A 13,459-nucleotide genomic window follows, 5' to 3' on the forward strand; every position below is an offset into this window, starting at 1 on the left:
GCTTGGCGCCGCCGCCACACTGTTGGCGCTGACGCGGCCCTGGCAGCGGGTTTTCCTCTCCGCGGGACCTTCTCTCCTCCCCGCGCCGCGCCGCGCCGCGCTGCTCATGGCAGTTTTGGCGCTGGTGACGATGGGCTGCGCGATTCTGCTTCTGGGCTTGCTCTCGCTGTCGCCCCGCTGGCCCTATCCGGCGATCCTGCCGCCCGCGATCGACGTCACCGCCTGGGCCACGCTTGCCGCATCGCCCGCCCCGCTGTGGCTCAGTCTCGGCATGTCATTCACCGTGGCGGCTACCGCACTGGCGCTTGCCCTGCTGTGGTTCGAAACCCAGCCGAAAGAGCGCGACCGCTGGCTCATCGGACTCGCAATGCTGTCGCTGGCGCTGCCACAGCTGGCGGTGGCCGGCGGGCAATACCGGCTGTTTCTCGACCTTGGCGCGGCCGGCACACTGGCAGGATTGTTTCTCGCTCATCTGGGGCCTGCCTTCGCCTATGTGATGATCGTGCTACAAGGGCCGTACCGGGCCTTTGACGGGCGTTTCATGAAAGTTGCGCACAGCCTCTCGTTATCCACCCCCGCTGCCTGGGCGTCGGTGAAACTGCCGCTGCTGAAGGCGCCGCTGCTGACCACCGCCACCATCGCTTTCGCGGTCTCGATCATGCAGTTTGTTCCCGCCCAGCTCATTGCGGCAGGCCGCTACAGTACGCTGCCGACAGAGGCCGTCACGCTGTCCGCCGGCGGCAACCGCCCGCTCGCCGCAGCCTTTGCGCTGGCGCTTGCCATGCCGCCGCTGATCGCCTTTCTTGCCGCCGCAGTGCTGGGAAGGCCGCGATGGCGCTGACGCTTGAACAGGTGACGGTCAGCCTGCGGCAACGGCCGCTCATCAAGCCGTTCTCGGTCACTATCGGCGCGGGTGAAATCGTCACGCTGATGGGGCCCAGCGGATCTGGCAAGTCAACGCTTCTGTCGTTCATCGCCGGTGATCTCGAAGCACCGTTCGAGGCATCCGGCGCGGTAAGCCTCGGTGGCCGCGAACTTACGGATATTGCCCCCGCCCGGCGGCGCATCGGCCGCCTGTTCCAGGACGATCTCCTGTTCCCGCATATGACGGTCGCCGAGAACCTGTTGTTCGGCATGCCGCGGGGAGAACCGAAGGCGCGCCAGAGCGCCATGGAGGCAGCCCTCGACGAAGCAGGCCTTGCCGGTTTTGCGGAGCGGCCGCCGCACACGCTCTCAGGCGGCCAGCGGGCCCGGGTGGCGCTGCTGCGTTCGCTCCTCGCCAACCCCGGCGCCATGCTGCTCGACGAGCCTTTCAATAAGCTCGACGCGGATTTGCGCGCCGCGATGCGGAATTTCGTCTTCAACCACATCGCCGAACGCGGCATACCTTGCCTTCTGGTGACGCATGACGTGGCCGATGTGGCGGCAGGCGGCCGGCTGCTGCTGCTCGACAATGGCGAGATCCGCGATGCTTGACCGCCTGGCGCTGAGAATCGTCAAGCCGGCCACGGATGCCGCCGCCACATGGCTGGCCGCGCGCGGCGTGACCGCCAATCAGGTAACCTTGGCTGGTTTCGGTTTCGGCCTTGCAGCAGCCGTGCTGATCGCCGCCGGCTTCACCGCCGCCGCCATATTGCCGCTGCTCATCAACCGGACACTCGACGGCATCGACGGCGCGCTGGCCCGCCTGACCAGGCCCAGCGAGCGCGGCGCCTTCCTCGACCTCGCGCTCGACTTTCTGTTCTACGCCGCCATTCCGCTGGCTTTCGCGGCGCAGGACCCCACCGCCAACGCGCTTGCCGCCGCCGTGCTGCTCGCCGCCTTTCTCGCCACCGGCACCAGCTTTCTCGCTTTCGCGGTGATGGCCGAAAAACGCGGCCTGAAGAGCACCGCCTATCCTTCGAAGTCCTTCTACTATCTCGGCGGGCTTACTGAAGGCACGGAAACGATCGCCTGTTTTGTCATCATGTGCGCGTGGCCGCAGTATTTCGCCTTTATTGCCTATGCGTATGGAGCGCTCTGCGTGGTGACCACTGCGACCCGTCTCTATGCCGGCTGGCGCATGTTCGACTGAAAAATTTTTCCGGGGCCGGGCAAAAGCCCTTGCACCGACTCGCAAAAAGATTCATATACCCGCTGCCCAAAGTCGCACGTGCCTTAAGGTTTTCCCCAAAGCAACGACGGTGCGGGCTTTTTGGTCTCTGCCGGCTCCTCCAAAGGCCGGGGTTACTGAGAGGCACCACTATCCTTGCCCCATGTGCGATTGGGACTTTCCCGATCAAGCCAAGGCGAACGGTCTGTATGAGCCGGGCGTTTCCACGTCTCCAAAGCGTGGGGTGTCCGTGATCATCCGGGCCGAGGCAACGCACACGCATTTCCGGGAGATACCCCAATGGCAACCACTGCCCGCATTCGCGACTTCCTGCGCGACCGACGTCCCGAAGGCCCTTGCCTCGTGGTCGATCTCGATGTCGTGGCCGATAACTACCGCGCTTTCCGGCGCGCCATGCCCGCCACCCGCATTTTCTACGCGGTGAAGGCCAACCCGGCGCCTGAGATCCTCAAGCTTCTGGCTGACATGGGCTCTTGCTTCGACACCGCCTCGGTGCCGGAGATCGAGATGGCGCTTGCCGCCGGCGCCACGCCAGACCGTATCTCCTTCGGCAATACCATCAAGAAGGAGCGCGACATCGCGCGCGCCCACGCGCTGGGCGTATCGCTGTTCGCCGTCGATTCTGATGAAGAGGTGGAGAAGATCGCGCGCGCCGCTCCCGGCGCACGGGTGTTCTGCCGCATCCTCACCGATGGGGCGGGGGCCGAATGGCCGCTGTCGCGCAAATTCGGCTGTGAGCCTGCCATGGCGGTGGACGTGCTGATGCGCGCCCATGCCCTGGGGCTCGACGCCTATGGCATCTCGTTCCACGTCGGCTCGCAGCAGACGCGTCTGGAAGCGTGGGACACCGCGCTGGCGGAGTCGAAGGCGATCTTCGACGCCATGCAGGCGCGCGGCATCGTCCTCAAGATGGTGAACCTCGGCGGCGGTTTCCCGACCAGGTACCTCAAGCAGGTGCCGGGAACCGGCGCCTATGCCAACGCCATCCATGACGGTCTGACCAAGCATTTCGGCAACGCAATTCCCGAAACCATCATCGAGCCGGGCCGCGGCATGGTGGGCAACGCGGGCGTGGTGAAGGCCGAGGTGGTGCTGATCTCAAGGAAGCACGCCAATGACAATCAGCGCTGGGTCTATCTCGACATCGGCAAGTTCGGCGGCCTGGCCGAGACCATGGATGAGGCGATCCGCTACCCGATCGTCACCGATAGGGATGCCGACGCCAAAGGCCCGTGCGTCATCGCAGGCCCCACCTGCGACTCGGCGGACGTCCTCTACGAGAAGACGCCTTACGACCTGCCGCTGACGCTCAGCGTCGGCGACGAGGTGCTGATCGAAGCCACGGGCGCCTACACGACGACCTATGCCGCGGTCGCCTTCAACGGCTTCTCGCCGCTCAAGGCCTACGTCATCTGATTTCACAAGCCAGTCGCCCCCGGGACGTAGCCCCGGGGGACCAGCCCGCTCTTTGGGTCCCGGCGCGTAACGCCGGGATGACAGGAAGGTATGTTCGAGATGATCACGATCCGCCCCGAAACCACCGCCGATGTTCCAGCGCGCGAGCGCCTGCTCGACCGCGCCTTTGGCAAGGCACGCCGCCGCAAGACCTCCGAGCGTCTGCGCGCGGGCCGTCTGCCGTCACAAAGCCTTGCCTTCACCGCGGCGGATGAAAACGGCAGGTTCATCGGTACCCTGCGCCTGTGGGACGTGGACGCGGGCACGGCAGGCCATTGCCTCTTGCTTGGACCGCTGGCGGTTGACTGCAAGCGCCAGCGCCAGGGCGTTGGCGCGGCGCTGATGCATCACGCAATCGCCGAGGCGAAGCGACTCGGCCACCGGGCCATCATCCTGGTGGGCGATGCGCCCTATTACGCGCGCTTCGGTTTTGCGCACGGGCCGGTGGCAGAGCTCCAGCTTCCAGGGCCCGTGGACCGCGCCCGGTTTCTGGGCCTTGAACTGGTTCCGCACGCGCTCGCCGGCGCGGCGGGCCTGGTCACCACCTGCGGCCGGCGGACAGCCTCCGAACGGCAGGCGGCCTGAAAAAACAGGGGAGCGGCCAGACGGCCGCTCCCTCAAGTCTTTGGTGGCGGCATGTCAGGCCGCGGTGAAACCGTTATCGACGAACAGATGTGTTCCGTTGACAAAACTTGCGTCATCACTGGCCAGGAATAGTGCCGCGCGCGCAACCTCCTCGGGTTCGCAGATACGCCCCTGCTGGATGGCCAGCGCTGTTTCTGACACATCGATGCCCAGGCGCTGCAATTCGGCAACCTCGCGCATGCCATGAGGTGTCCTCACAAAACCAGGGCAAACGGCGTTGCAGCGGATGTTCCTGTCGCGGAACTCTACAGCAATCGCCCGCGCGAACATGTGACAGGCGCCCTTTGTAGTATCGTAGAGAACCTCCATGGGTGTGCCTGCCACCGCCGAGATCGACGAGGTGCAGACGATCGAGCCGCCACCCGCCGCGATCATTTGCGGCAGGACGGCCTTGGTCATCAGGAACATGCTCTTGACATTGATCTCCGTCAGCCGGTCCCATTCCTCTTCGGAGGTCTCCAGAAACGGCTTGATGACGATCGAGCCGGCGTGATTGAAAAGAACCGTGATCGCGCCAAGCCCGCCGCTGATCTCTTCCACCGCATACGCCACCTCGGTTGCCTTCGAGACATCGGCGTGAACGAACCGTGCCTGTCCACCGCTTCTTTCAATATCCGCCACCACCTCACGGCCGGCCTTGGCATTTATGTCAACGATGCCAACCTTCGCGCCTTCTGCCGCAAATAGCCTGGATGCCGCGCCGCCCATGCCGGTGGCCCCGCCCGAGATCAGGGCCACCTTGCCTTGGAGTTTGCCCGTCATCTTTCGCCGAACTTTGCCTCGGTCTTGGCGATCTCAGCCTGACGGCGCTTGATTTCCTCGCCAATGGGCGGGCCACGGAAGCGCTTGTTTTCAAACAGAACCCAGATAGCGAGCGACAGCAGGAAGAAGCCCACGGTGATGACCAGCGCCCAGTCATTGGGTGGCTGGATACCGATAACGAAGATCAGGATCATCGCCAGCACTGAAAGAATGGCGACCAGCTTGTAGGTGCCAATCCCCAGATTCCATGGCCCCATTTTCGGCCATTTCGGGCCGCCGATGGTCAGGAAGCCCAGAGCAATCGGGAGCGCGAAGGACAGGAACAGGAAGATCACCGTGCACGATACGACGATCGAATAGGCCGGCGTTCCCGCAATGGTGATCGCCGACGTCAGCCAGACAAACAGGACGGCCAGGATGGAAGATGTCCAGATGGCCGCAACCGGCGTGCGGTGCTTGACGCTGACGGTCGCCAAGGCCTTGGAGGCGCCCGGGATACCGCCATCCCGCGAGAAGGCGTAGAGCATCCGGGAAGCCGAAGTGACCGTTGCGAGGCCACAGAGGAACTGCGCCACGAAGATCAAGATATAGAGTATGTTTTTCAGCACTGGATTGACCTGCTGGTCCATGCCCCAAAAGAACACGTTCCAGCCCTGCTTGGCGGCTTCGTCCATGCTCGGGATCATGATGATGAAAGCCGACAGGAATAACCAGCCAAACAGGCCTGACCACAGCACCGACGAAACCATGCCCGCAGGCACGGAGCGTGCGGCATCAGTGGTTTCTTCAGAGGTATGGGCGGAAGCGTCATAGCCCGTGATCGTATAGATGGGCAGTAGCAGGCCCAGCAGAAAAGCCATGAGCCCCGACACCGCCAGCGGCCATACGCCCGATGCGCCCTCGGTGCCAGTGTAGTTGTGGAATGTCCACAGCCGCGAGATCTCGAAGCTGTTGGCCGACGCCAGGAATACCACGGTCAGCAGTACTGCGGTGCCAAGGATCAGATAGCCTGAAAAATCGGTCAGTTTGGCGGTGAGCCTGATGCCGAAGTGATTGATGACAGCCTGCAGGCCCGTGATGACGGCGACGAACAGCACCCGATGCGTGAGCGTATCCTCGATCCCGAAGACCGATCCAAATGCGCCAAAGAAGAAATAGAAGGTACCGACATTGATGGCGCCCAGAACGGTCACCAGACCAAGCAGGTTTAGCCAGGCTGAAAGCCAGCCAGTGAAGCGGTTACCGAGAATTGACCCCCAGTGATAGAGCCCTCCTGCCGTTGGATAGGCGGACGATATCTGCGCGAGGGCAAGGGCGAACACGCCTGAAATGATCACGCCAACCGGCCAACCAATGCCGATTGCAGCACCACCAGCGCCCGAGGTGGCTTGTCCAAGCGAATTGATGCCGCCAGACAGGATGCAGATAATGGAGAATGAAATCGCAAAATTGGAGAACTTGCCCATGGTGCGGGCGAGTTCCTGCGCGTAGCCCATGTCGTGGAGGATTTTCTTATCCTCGGTCATATGTTGAGCCATGATATGGCATCTCCCCCCACGCCCCGGGGAAACCAGGCGTGCTGTTGTGTTTCACGATACCGGACGAGCCGGCACGGCGCCGGCGAATCCCCTTCCCCACTGGTTCCATAGTGAAACCATTTGCGGCATCGGTCAATGTCAGGACCACGCGGGTCCGGAGATGAATGAGCTTTCCTCATACAAGCTCCGGCGTTAAGCTCGCAGGCTTCGAGAGGAGAGGCCAATGGCTGAGCCCAGCGCCGCTGCAACAACGTCACCTGGCCGCCGGAGCGGCGGACGCGAGGGACGCCGGGCGCTGCGGGGCGCCCCCATGGCCTCCTTTCCCACCCTGGTGCGGGAGATTCCCGTTTACAACCTGATACCTGACGAGGCCGTGGAACTGATCCACGAGGAATCGGTCCGGATCCTTGAGGACGTGGGCTGCGAGTTCCGTGACGACGAGGCCGCCGCCATGTGGAAGGCGGCCGGGGCCGATGTCTCCGGCACGCGGGTCCGGATCGACCGGACGCTGCTCATGGATCTCGTCGCCAGGGTTCCCGCCGAATTCACCCTGAACGCAAGGAACCCGGAGCGCACCGTCAGGGTCGGCGGCCGCAACATGGTGTTCGTGCCCATGTATGGCGCGCCCTATGTGCGCGACCTCGACAATGTCCGGCGCTACGGCTCGCTCGGCGACCTCAACAACTTCCACCGCCTGGCCTACATGCTGCCGGCGCTGCATTCATCGAGCTCGATCTGCTGCGAGCCCATGGAAATCCCGGTGCCAAAGCGGCATCTGCACATCATCCACTCGGCGCTCAAATATTCGGACAAGCCCTTCATGGGCATTGTCACCTCGAAAGAGCGGGCCGAGGACGTGATGAAGATGGCGGGGATCGTGTTCGGCGAAGACTATGTCAAGGACAACACGGTTCTGGTCTCGATCACCAACTGCAATTCGCCGCTGGTGTGGGATGCCACCATGCTCGACGCCATGAAGGTCTATGCCAGGCACAATCAGCCGCTGATCCTGGCGCCCTTCGCGCTGTGCGGCGCGTCGACCGCGGCGTCGGCCGTTGGCGCCGTGGCGCAGGTCAACGCCGAGGCGCTGGCGGGCGTTGCCTTCACGCAGCTGGTACGGCCCGGATCGCCGCAAATCTACGGCCAGTTTATGGTCACCGTCGACATGAAATCAGGCGCGCCAATGGGCGGCACGCCGGAAGCCGCGCAGATGATGTTCGTGATGGGGCAGCTCGCACGCAAGTACCGCCTGCCTTGGCGTACCTCCGGCTTTCATGTGGGCTCGAAGCTCAACGATGCCCAGGCCGGCTATGAAGCCAACATGCTGATGCATGCGGCAGTGCTGTCGGGGGCAAACTACATCTGGCATGTGGCGGGCTGGCTCGAGGCCGGGCTGTGCTGCGGCTATTCGAAATTCGTGACCGACGCCGAGCAGCTGGTGGGCTGGTACAAATATGCGGGCGGGCTGTCCTTTGCCGATTTCAAGGAAGCCATGGCGGCGGTGCGCGAGGTGGGCCCGGCCGGGCACTTCCTCGGCACCCAGCATACGCTCGAGCATTTCGAAAAGGCCTTCTTCATCCCCTCGCTGATGGATTTCAATTCCTTCGAGCAATGGTCGGCGGAGGGTGCGAAGGACCACGACGCGCGCGGCCGTGACAAGGCGCGCGCCATGCTGCGCGCCTATGAGGAGCCCAAGCTTGAAGAGGGCATCGCCGAAGGCCTGCGCAGCTTCATCGCCAGACGCGAGGAAGAGCTGCCGAACAGCGTCAACTGATCCGGAGGCGCGGCGCCAGCGCGCTGGCGGCGAAGCCCATGCCCAGCAGAAGCAGCGACACGATCGCCCAGATCGTCACGACGAGCCAGGTTCCCACATCGGTTCCGGCGGCGGCCAGCCAGGACGCCCAGGCGACCAGCTCGGGCTCAAGAGGCATCATGTCCGTGTTGCTGGCCACCAGATTGCCGGCCACGCCCAGCAGGCCATGCGCCATCCAGGCCAGCAGCGACCACAGGCCGATCACCGCGGCGGTGACGATCCAGATCAGGGTTTTCATCGCTCAATCTCCTTCATGTAGCCGCGCAGCAGGGCAAGGTTGCGCTGGTTGGCCCGGAAAAACATGTCGAACACAACGCCTGCGACCGGAATGGCGCCAAGCACCGTGTCGGCGGCAATATTCATGCCCATCCTCGTTAACACCCGCGGCGGCGCGCCATGCCGGACGGCCTCGGCGACGACATAACAGGCAATACCCGTTCCCATCAGGCTGCCCACGCCGGGGATCAGGCTCAAGACACCATCGGCGCCAAAGCTGCGGCTGGTTCCGGGAATGCGGATTGCCGAGTCGGTGAACCAGGCAATCCATTCCAGGCGTTCGACGGTGCCGCGGGGCGTGAGGTCAAGCGTAATGGAGGGGTTGGCCATTGGCGGATCGTCTCCCAGATTGCAGGGCGCAAACGCGCCGTGAAGGTGGAAGAGTCCGACATCGCAGGGGATATCTCTGCCAGAGGGGCCCGGACCCGTCTTGAACAGATTTAGGCGCAAAGCTGCCGGGTACAAGCCGGACCAACCTTAAATCCTTGTCATAAAAAAAGAGGGTGAACGGACTTGCCGTTCACCCTGCTGGCACAGGCCAGACGCAACGAGTGCTCTTCACTTGAGAATGGGAGGACCCAAGAAAGACGATTGCGTTGTAGTGAGCACAGCAAGACAGATGCCAAGTGTTCACATTTTCCATCGGACAGTCTAAGCGTATGATTGTATTATCTTTTCAGAAACAGCCGCCGGCAAACCTCGCGTTGCCTGATGCCGCGGCTGCCGCAGCGTTGGGCGGCAGTCCGCCCATAAATCAGGCGGAACGAGCTCGTTTCATCCATTCCGCGAAGCGGGAAAGCGCCTCGGTGAGGGTGGCGCGGTCCTTGAGGAAACACATCCGAAGATGGCCCTCGCCACCCGGCCCGAAGGTGCTGCCAGGCGCAAAGCCAACCTTGGCTTCGTCGATCAGCCGGCGCACGGTGAGGGCGGAGTCGGTCATGCCTTCGATCCTGAAAAACAGATAAAAGGCCCCCTCCGGCACTTCAAAGCGCACACCGGGCACGTCCCGCAGCAGGTCGACTGTCAGATCGCGGCAGCGCCGGGCATTCGCGACCTGCTCGGCTACGAACTCATCGCCCGTGTCCAGGGCGGCGACACAGCCGCGTTGCAGGAAGGCGGGCGTACCGGAGGAATTGACCTGGATGATGCGCTCGATAGCGGCGCCCAGCGCCCGCGGCGCCTGCAGCCAGCCGATGCGCCAGCCGGTCATCGCCCAGTTCTTGGAGAATGTGTTGGCGAGCAGCAGCTGTTCCTCATCCTCGCAGACATCGAGGAAGGACGGCGCCCGGCTCTCGCCTTTGGCGCCGTAATAGAAACGCGTGTAGACCTCATCGCCCAGGATCCACAGGCCACGTTTGCGGCAGAAATCCCGGATGGCGATGAGTTCCTCGCGCGAGGCCGTCCAGCCCACCGGGTTCGACGGCGAATTGAGGGATATGCCGCGGGTGCGCGGCGTCACGGCGTCGAACAGCCGGTCGAGATCAAGCGTCCAGCGGCCGTTGCGGAAGTCCATCGGCACTTCAACTGGCCGCGCGCCGGAGATGCGCAGAGTCGAAGCATAGTTGGGCCAGGCCGGCGTCGGCATGACGATGTCATCGCCGGCACCCGCTACCGCCTGGACGATCGTCTGGATGGCCTGCATGCCGCCCGAGGTGACGAAGAAATTTTCCGGGTCGAAAGAGCGGCCAAAATGGCGCCCGTGATAACGGGCCAGCGCCTCGCGGAGTTCTGGGAGGCCACGCTGCCAGGTATAGAAGGTCTCGCCACCGAGAAGCGCCTCGGTGGCGGGCCGCGCGAAGGCGTCCGGCGTAGGCTGGGTTCCTTCACCCGCCCATAGCCGGATGACGCCAGGCACCGTGAAGCCATACATCGCGGCCTTGATGATGCCGCTGTCGGGCTCGTTACGGGCCTCGGGCGTGAGCGCCTCGAGAAGCTGGTCAGTCCTCATGCGCTGCGCTCATAGACCATCGCAGGCGGGACGGGAAATTCATTTCCCGCCCGCCATGCAAATTCCCTCTAGGTCTTGGCCTTCAATGCATCGCGGATTTCGGCCAGCAACTCCTCGGACTTGGTGGGGCCGGGAGGCGGCGGCGGCGGCTCAGACCTCTTGAAGCGGTTGGCGGCCTTGACGAGCTGGAACAGCACGAAGGCAACGATCAGGAAATTGATGATCGCGGTGATCAACGCACCGTAGGCAAGCACCGCGCCCTGTTCCTGGGCTGCCGCCAGGGTTGTGGCGGTAACTTTGGACGAAAGCGGCAGAAAGAAGTTATCGAAGTTCAGGCCGCCGGTCAGCGCCCCGATGATCGGCATGATCAGATAGTTGACGATGCCGTCGACAATCTTGCTGAATGCGGCGCCGATAATCACACCGACCGCCAGGTCGAAGGCGTTGCCTCTCAGGGCGAAAGCCTTGAATTCATTCCACATGATAGTCCCCCTTGCCGTCTGAACCTGCTAAGCGAAGTTGAATGCGAGTGTTATCTGATTGCCCCCTTCCGGGTCAAAATACAACCTTAACCTACTTCGAGGTGAGCGGCGAGATGGTCCAGCGGCGCACATTCTACCCTGAACTTCAGCCCTTCAACCGGGGCCGCCTGCAGGTTTCGGCGCTGCACGAAATCTACTTCGAGGAATGCGGCAACCCGGCGGGCAAGCCGGCAGTGGTGCTGCACGGCGGGCCAGGCGGAGGCATCTCGCCGTTCCTGCGCCAGATGCATGACCCTGGAGCCTACCGCATCGTGCTGTTCGACCAGCGCGGCTGCGGGCAATCCACCCCCCATGCCGAACTGGCTGAAAACACGACCTGGGACCTCGTCGACGACATCGAACGGTTGCGCCAGCACCTGGGAATCGCGCGCTGGCAGGTGGTGGGGGGATCCTGGGGCTCGACCCTGGCGCTGGCCTATGCCCAGACCCATCCCGGGCGGGTGACGGAGCTGATCCTGCGCGGCATCTTTACCTTGCGGAAAAGCGAGATTCACTGGTTCTACCAGCATGGGGCCAGTGAGCTTTTTCCCGATGCCTGGGAACATTTCCTGAAACCCATTCCGGAGGCGGAACGGCACGATCTGCTGACCGCCTATCACCGCCGCCTCACCGGCAACGATCCAGCCGAACAGCTCACGTGCGCGCGCGCCTGGAGCCAATGGGAGGGCGCCACGCTTTCCCTGCTCCCTGACGAAAAGCGGATCAGAGAATTTGGCGCCGACCGTTTCGCCCTGGCCTTCGCGCGCATCGAATGCCACTACTTTGTCAACAATGGCTTCTTCACCCAGGATGGCCAACTCCTGGCCGGTGCAAGTCGCTTGAAATCCATTCCAGGCGTCATCATCCAGGGCCGTTACGATGTGGTGACACCGCCGGTAACAGCCTGGGACCTGCACAGGGCCTGGCCCGAAGCGGAGTTTCTCATGGTGGCCGACGCCGGCCACACGGCGGTGGAGCCTGGCATCGCCGATGCGCTGGTGCGCGCCACAGAGCGCTTCAAGAGTTAATCCGAAAGCCCCGAATTCGCCGCATAGCGCCCCTCTTGCCGCCTGTATTCACGGGCATGCTCACCGTCAAGGCAACAGGTTGGCCGTTCGTGGCTCACACCACCGTCCCGGGCCATGACGGTCATCGGCCCGTTCGTATCCTGCCGATACGAACGGGCCACCGTCTTTCCAGAACGCCGAATCAGTCTAAGCTTCCGGTCATGGCTCTCGACAGCATTCTGCTTCAGGTCGGCGGCAAGCCGGTCAGCCTGCTCGACCTTCTGGTGGTTGCGGGCATCTTCGCGCTTCTGCTGCTCATCGCCGCGGTCATCCTGTCATGGCGGGCGCAGGCCGCGCGGCAGGATGAAGCGGCGGCAACCGCCCAGCGCACCGCCGAGCTGGAATACCGTATCGCCGAGCTTTCCGGCGCGCTGAAAGGCCTTGCCGAGCAGACCCATGGCAGCCAGATGCAGCTGGTCTCGACGCTGGACGAGCGGCTCGGCCAGGTTTCGGAACGCCTTGGCCTTAACCTGATCGACCAGGCCGAGCGCACCGGCCAGTCACTGAAGCAATTGTATGAGCGGCTGGCGGTGATCGACGCGGCGCAACGCAACATTGCGGCGCTGTCCGGCGAGATGCTGACACTGAAGGACATTCTGTCGAATAAGCAGGCGCGCGGCGCCTATGGCCAGGCGCGCATGGAAGCGATCATCCGCGACGGGCTGCCGTCAAATGCCTATGTGTTTCAGGGTCCGCTCAGCAACGGCACGCGCCCAGACTGCCTGGTGATGCTGCCTGATTCCACCGTGAAGCTGGTGATCGACGCCAAGTTTCCGCTCGAAGCCTTCAATGCGCTGAAAGCCGCCAGCGGCGAGGCCGAACTGCGCAACGCCGAATCCCGCCTCAAGGGCGACGTGCTGAAACATGTGCGGGACATTGCCGAGAAATATCTGCTGCCCGGCGAGACCCATGAGTCGGCAATCATGTTCGTTCCGTCAGAATCGATCTATGCCGAGCTTTACGAAAAATTCGAAGACGTGATTCAGAAAGCCCACCGGGCGCGGGTCATCATCGCCTCGCCCAATGTACTCATGCTGCTGGTGCAGACGCTGCAGGCGGTGTTCAAGGACGCCCGCATGCGCGAGCAGGCGGGCCTTATCAAGGTCGAGGTGTCGCGGCTTCTCGAGGACGTCGGCCGCTTGAAGGACCGGGTCGGCGATCTGCAGAAGCATTTCGCCTCCGCCGCCACCGATCTCGACAAGCTCGGCGTCTCCGCCGACAAGATCGGCCGCCGCGCGCTCCGCATCGAAAGCCTGGAGCTTGAGGAACCGGACGCCGTGACGGCGGTCGAGCGCCCGAAGCTCGTCGAGCGCGGCTGAGG

13 protein-coding genes and 1 pseudogene are annotated in these 13,459 nt (G+C 63.3%); 8 read left to right on the forward strand and 6 right to left on the reverse strand.

The window, feature by feature from the left end; all coding sequences use genetic code 11:
* From ACKOED_RS14285 to ACKOED_RS14305, 5 genes and pseudogenes are all read left to right on the forward strand, one after another.
* Positions 1–841: pseudogene (locus tag ACKOED_RS14285) on the forward strand (hypothetical protein); the annotation flags it as partial.
* Positions 832–1,476: an ATP-binding cassette domain-containing protein gene (locus ACKOED_RS14290; RefSeq protein WP_408917281.1), complete on the forward strand. Its 645-nt coding sequence runs from the start codon at positions 832–834 to the stop codon at positions 1,474–1,476. The pseudogene ACKOED_RS14285 and the gene ACKOED_RS14290, both read left to right, overlap by 10 nt.
* Positions 1,469–2,074, forward strand: coding sequence for a CDP-alcohol phosphatidyltransferase family protein (locus tag ACKOED_RS14295; protein ID WP_408917282.1), 606 nt, complete (start codon positions 1,469–1,471; stop codon positions 2,072–2,074). The genes ACKOED_RS14290 and ACKOED_RS14295 overlap by 8 nt, the downstream gene beginning before the upstream one ends.
* A 318-nt stretch (positions 2,075–2,392) precedes the next feature.
* Entirely contained in the window at positions 2,393–3,529 is a 1,137-nt protein-coding gene (locus ACKOED_RS14300) for a type III PLP-dependent enzyme (RefSeq protein ID WP_408917283.1), read from the forward strand.
* A gap of 99 nt (positions 3,530–3,628) precedes the next feature.
* Positions 3,629–4,153 (forward strand): GNAT family N-acetyltransferase, encoded by a 525-nt coding sequence (locus ACKOED_RS14305; protein ID WP_408917315.1) that lies wholly within the window; start codon positions 3,629–3,631, stop codon positions 4,151–4,153.
* Positions 4,154–4,207: 54 nt separating this feature from the next.
* Here ACKOED_RS14305 and ACKOED_RS14310 read toward each other — a convergent pair whose 3' ends face one another.
* Together ACKOED_RS14310 and ACKOED_RS14315 are read right to left on the reverse strand one after the other, a co-directional pair.
* Complete coding sequence (locus tag ACKOED_RS14310; RefSeq protein ID WP_408917284.1) at positions 4,208–4,975, reverse strand: SDR family NAD(P)-dependent oxidoreductase; 768 nt, start codon at positions 4,973–4,975, stop codon at positions 4,208–4,210.
* Positions 4,972–6,513, reverse strand: a complete 1,542-nt coding sequence (locus ACKOED_RS14315; RefSeq protein WP_408917285.1) for an APC family permease — start codon at positions 6,511–6,513, stop codon at positions 4,972–4,974. Before ACKOED_RS14315 ends, ACKOED_RS14310 begins: the two co-directional genes overlap by 4 nt.
* A 223-nt stretch (positions 6,514–6,736) precedes the next feature.
* Between ACKOED_RS14315 and ACKOED_RS14320 the strand changes: the two genes are divergently transcribed.
* Positions 6,737–8,287, forward strand: a complete 1,551-nt coding sequence (locus tag ACKOED_RS14320) for a trimethylamine methyltransferase family protein (RefSeq protein ID WP_408917286.1) — start codon at positions 6,737–6,739, stop codon at positions 8,285–8,287.
* On the opposite strand, the gene ACKOED_RS14325 is transcribed toward ACKOED_RS14320, so the two are convergent.
* From ACKOED_RS14325 to mscL, 4 genes are all read right to left on the reverse strand, one after another.
* Positions 8,280–8,564 carry a hypothetical protein gene (locus tag ACKOED_RS14325; protein WP_408917287.1) on the reverse strand — a complete coding sequence of 95 codons (285 nt, stop codon included), beginning with the start codon at positions 8,562–8,564 and terminating at the stop codon, positions 8,280–8,282. The two genes, ACKOED_RS14320 and ACKOED_RS14325, sit on opposite strands and share 8 nt — an antisense overlap.
* Positions 8,561–8,932: a DUF4112 domain-containing protein gene (locus tag ACKOED_RS14330; protein WP_408917288.1), complete on the reverse strand. Its 372-nt coding sequence runs from the start codon at positions 8,930–8,932 to the stop codon at positions 8,561–8,563. The genes ACKOED_RS14325 and ACKOED_RS14330 overlap by 4 nt, the downstream gene beginning before the upstream one ends.
* Positions 8,933–9,356: 424 nt before the next feature.
* Positions 9,357–10,550 carry a pyridoxal phosphate-dependent aminotransferase gene (locus ACKOED_RS14335; protein WP_408917289.1) on the reverse strand — a complete coding sequence of 398 codons (1,194 nt, stop codon included), beginning with the start codon at positions 10,548–10,550 and terminating at the stop codon, positions 9,357–9,359.
* A gap of 68 nt (positions 10,551–10,618) precedes the next feature.
* Positions 10,619–11,032, reverse strand: coding sequence for a large conductance mechanosensitive channel protein MscL (gene mscL / locus ACKOED_RS14340; protein ID WP_408917291.1), 414 nt, complete (start codon positions 11,030–11,032; stop codon positions 10,619–10,621).
* 113 nt (positions 11,033–11,145) lie between these two features.
* Between mscL and pip the strand changes: the two genes are divergently transcribed.
* Both pip and ACKOED_RS14350 read left to right on the forward strand, forming a co-directional pair.
* Positions 11,146–12,099, forward strand: a complete 954-nt coding sequence (gene pip / locus ACKOED_RS14345; protein WP_408917292.1) for a prolyl aminopeptidase — start codon at positions 11,146–11,148, stop codon at positions 12,097–12,099.
* 200 nt (positions 12,100–12,299) lie between these two features.
* A complete protein-coding gene (locus ACKOED_RS14350) occupies positions 12,300–13,457 on the forward strand; it encodes a DNA recombination protein RmuC (protein WP_408917293.1) in 1,158 nt (385 codons plus the stop codon).
* Positions 13,458–13,459: the final 2 nt, after the last annotated feature.

The sequence above is a fragment of the Aestuariivirga sp. genome (assembly GCF_046093005.1).
Lineage (GTDB): Bacteria > Pseudomonadota > Alphaproteobacteria > Rhizobiales > Aestuariivirgaceae > Aestuariivirga.

What these genes read in the sequence shown, in the direction of transcription:
- ACKOED_RS14300 (WP_408917283.1), top strand. Translation starts at nt 2,393, where the DNA reads ATGGCAACCACTGCCCGCATTCGCGACTTCCTGCGCGACCGACGTCCC.
- ACKOED_RS14295 (WP_408917282.1), top strand. Translation starts at nt 1,469, where the DNA reads ATGCTTGACCGCCTGGCGCTGAGAATCGTCAAGCCGGCCACGGATGCC.
- ACKOED_RS14330 (WP_408917288.1), bottom strand. Translation starts at nt 8,932, where the DNA reads ATGGCCAACCCCTCCATTACGCTTGACCTCACGCCCCGCGGCACCGTC.
- ACKOED_RS14315 (WP_408917285.1), bottom strand. Translation starts at nt 6,513, where the DNA reads ATGGCTCAACATATGACCGAGGATAAGAAAATCCTCCACGACATGGGC.
- pip (WP_408917292.1), top strand. Translation starts at nt 11,146, where the DNA reads ATGGTCCAGCGGCGCACATTCTACCCTGAACTTCAGCCCTTCAACCGG.
- ACKOED_RS14305 (WP_408917315.1), top strand. Translation starts at nt 3,629, where the DNA reads ATGATCACGATCCGCCCCGAAACCACCGCCGATGTTCCAGCGCGCGAG.
- ACKOED_RS14335 (WP_408917289.1), bottom strand. Translation starts at nt 10,550, where the DNA reads ATGAGGACTGACCAGCTTCTCGAGGCGCTCACGCCCGAGGCCCGTAAC.
- ACKOED_RS14325 (WP_408917287.1), bottom strand. Translation starts at nt 8,564, where the DNA reads ATGAAAACCCTGATCTGGATCGTCACCGCCGCGGTGATCGGCCTGTGG.
- ACKOED_RS14310 (WP_408917284.1), bottom strand. Translation starts at nt 4,975, where the DNA reads ATGACGGGCAAACTCCAAGGCAAGGTGGCCCTGATCTCGGGCGGGGCC.
- ACKOED_RS14320 (WP_408917286.1), top strand. Translation starts at nt 6,737, where the DNA reads ATGGCTGAGCCCAGCGCCGCTGCAACAACGTCACCTGGCCGCCGGAGC.
- ACKOED_RS14350 (WP_408917293.1), top strand. Translation starts at nt 12,300, where the DNA reads ATGGCTCTCGACAGCATTCTGCTTCAGGTCGGCGGCAAGCCGGTCAGC.
- ACKOED_RS14290 (WP_408917281.1), top strand. Translation starts at nt 832, where the DNA reads ATGGCGCTGACGCTTGAACAGGTGACGGTCAGCCTGCGGCAACGGCCG.
- mscL (WP_408917291.1), bottom strand. Translation starts at nt 11,032, where the DNA reads ATGTGGAATGAATTCAAGGCTTTCGCCCTGAGAGGCAACGCCTTCGAC.